Raw genomic sequence first — 2,402 nt, 5'->3', positions numbered from 1 at the left:
GCTAGCATGATAGATACTGAAACAAGTTCAGTATGACGGGATTTGTCCCCTAGATCCGTCACCCTGAATTCATTTCAGGGGCTTAATGATAACAAGCTAGCATGATAGATACTGAAACAAGTTCAGTATGACGGGATTTGTTCCCTCGATCGTCACCCTGCATTCATTTCAGGGGCTTAATGATAACAAGCTAGCATGATAGATACTGAAACAAGTTCAGTATGACGGGATTTGTCCCCTAGATCCGTCACCCTGAATTTATTTCAGGGTCTTAAATAATAACAAGCTAGCATGATAGATACTGAAACAAGTTCAGTATGACGGATTCGTTCCCTCGATCGTCACCCTGACCCGATAGTTATCGGGTTTATCTCAGGGTCTTAATAATGCAAAAAAAGGAGTCAAGTTTTTAAAAACTTGACTCCTTTGGTAATTGGCTATTTGTTTTTCCTAAACCCTAAACCCTAAACCCTAAACCCTTCTAAAATTCTGCATTTTTCGGGAATCTTGGGAAAGCAATTACATCGCGGATGTTGGTCATTCCGGTTACAAACAATACCAAACGTTCGAAACCTAAGCCAAAACCCGAGTGCGGAGCTGATCCAAAGCGGCGGGTATCTAAATACCACCAAAGTTCTTCCTGTGGAATGTTTAAATCTTCCATACGTTTAGTTAAACGGTCTAAGCGTTCCTCACGTTGCGATCCGCCAATCATTTCGCCAATACCAGGGAATAAGATATCCATCGCTGCAACAGTTTGTCTGCCTTCAGCATCTGGTTCATTCTGGCGCATGTAGAACGATTTAATATCAGCAGGGTAATCCGTTAAAATTACCGGTTTTTTAAAATGTTTTTCTACTAAGTAACGTTCGTGCTCACTTTGTAAATCCGCACCCCACTCATCAATCAGGTATTTAAATTGTTTCTTCTGGTTTGGTTTAGAAGATTTTAAAATCCTGATCGCCTCCGTATAGGTTAAACGCTCAAATTCGTTGGCCAGGCAGAAGTCCAATTTCTCTAACAAGCTAAATTCGCTGCGCTCGTTCTGCGGTTTTTGTTTGTCCTCTTCGGCCAAACGTGTGTTTAAGAATTCTAATTCATCCTTGCAGTTATCTAAAGCATATTTAATTACATACTTCATCATATCTTCTGCAAGCTGCATGTTATCTTCTAAATCGGCAAATGCAACTTCTGGCTCAATCATCCAGAATTCGGCCAGGTGACGTGTAGTATTTGAGTTTTCTGCCCTAAAAGTCGGGCCGAAAGTATAAATCTGTCCGAAAGCCATTGCCGCTAACTCGCCTTCTAATTGACCCGATACGGTTAAGTTGGTTGCACGGGCAAAGAAATCTTGCGAGAAATCTACTTTACCATCGTCTGTACGTGGTGTATTGTCGAAATCTAAAGTAGTTACCTTAAACATTTCGCCGGCACCTTCTGCATCACTTGCGGTAATTACAGGCGTGTGCATGTATACGAAACCACGTTCGTTGTAGAATTGGTGAATGGCAAAAGCCAAAGCATGACGAACCTTAAAAACAGCATTAAAAGTATTGGTACGGAAACGCAAGTGTGCAATCTCGCGTAAAAACTCTAAACTGTGTTTTTYTGGTTGTAATGGAAACTTTTCAGGATCACTATCACCCAAGATTTCTAGGGTTGTTGCCTTAATCTCAACGGTTTGTCCTTTACCAAGCGATTCGATCAATTTACCTGTCGCAGAAATGGCCGCACCGGTAGTTATTCTTTTTAACAGCTCATCAGGTAAATTATTAAAATCGATCACAACCTGGATATTGCTCATGCAAGACCCGTCATTTAATGCAATAAACTGATTATTACGGAAAGTTCTAACCCATCCCATAACCGTTACTTCTGTGTCAAATGCTGTCGACTTTAATAAATCTTTAATTTGCTGTCTCTTAATCATATTGTTATTTGTAAAAGGCGCAAATTTAGAAAAAAACTTTATCAGTTGGCAGTTTTTAGTATACAGTTTTCAGTTTTTTAGCGTGAGGGATTTGCTAACTGATAATTGCGGACTGTTAACTGCAAAAGCCTACTGTTGTTGTTGCTGCTGTTGTTGCTGGATGGCTTCCATATATTGTTGATAGCTGTTTTGTGTTCTTGCTGTGGTTATTGTTCCAGATGGTTTAGTATAATTCACTTCTTTTGGCTGAAAATAAGTTTCGTTATCATTAAAATCTTCATCATTATAACCAACTGATACGTTAACTTCCATAATATGCTCGAAACCACCTTTGTAAACCCCTTTTACAGGAGAGCAATCAGTAAAATTTCGACCTACTGCCAGGCGCACATGGTTTTCGTTGGCAATGCAGTTATTGGTGGGGTCTAAGCCCAGCCAGCCATACTCGGGTAAATATGCCTCGGCCCAGGCA

1 protein-coding gene and 1 pseudogene are annotated in these 2,402 nt (G+C 40.3%); both read right to left on the bottom strand.

Annotated elements, in window-relative coordinates:
* Positions 1–481: 481 nt before the first annotated feature.
* Positions 482–1,930, bottom strand: coding sequence for an asparagine--tRNA ligase (gene asnS, locus AC1DPQ_RS24835; protein ID WP_477611201.1), 1,449 nt, complete (start codon positions 1,928–1,930; stop codon positions 482–484).
* 129 nt (positions 1,931–2,059) lie between these two features.
* Positions 2,060–2,402, bottom strand: a pseudogene (locus AC1DPQ_RS24830) (transglutaminase family protein); the annotation flags it as partial.

The sequence above is a fragment of the Pedobacter sp. 01T416_2 genome (genome assembly GCF_056398925.1).
Note: the sequence above shows the minus strand (reverse complement) of the source record. Positions and strands in the feature narration are given on the sequence as shown.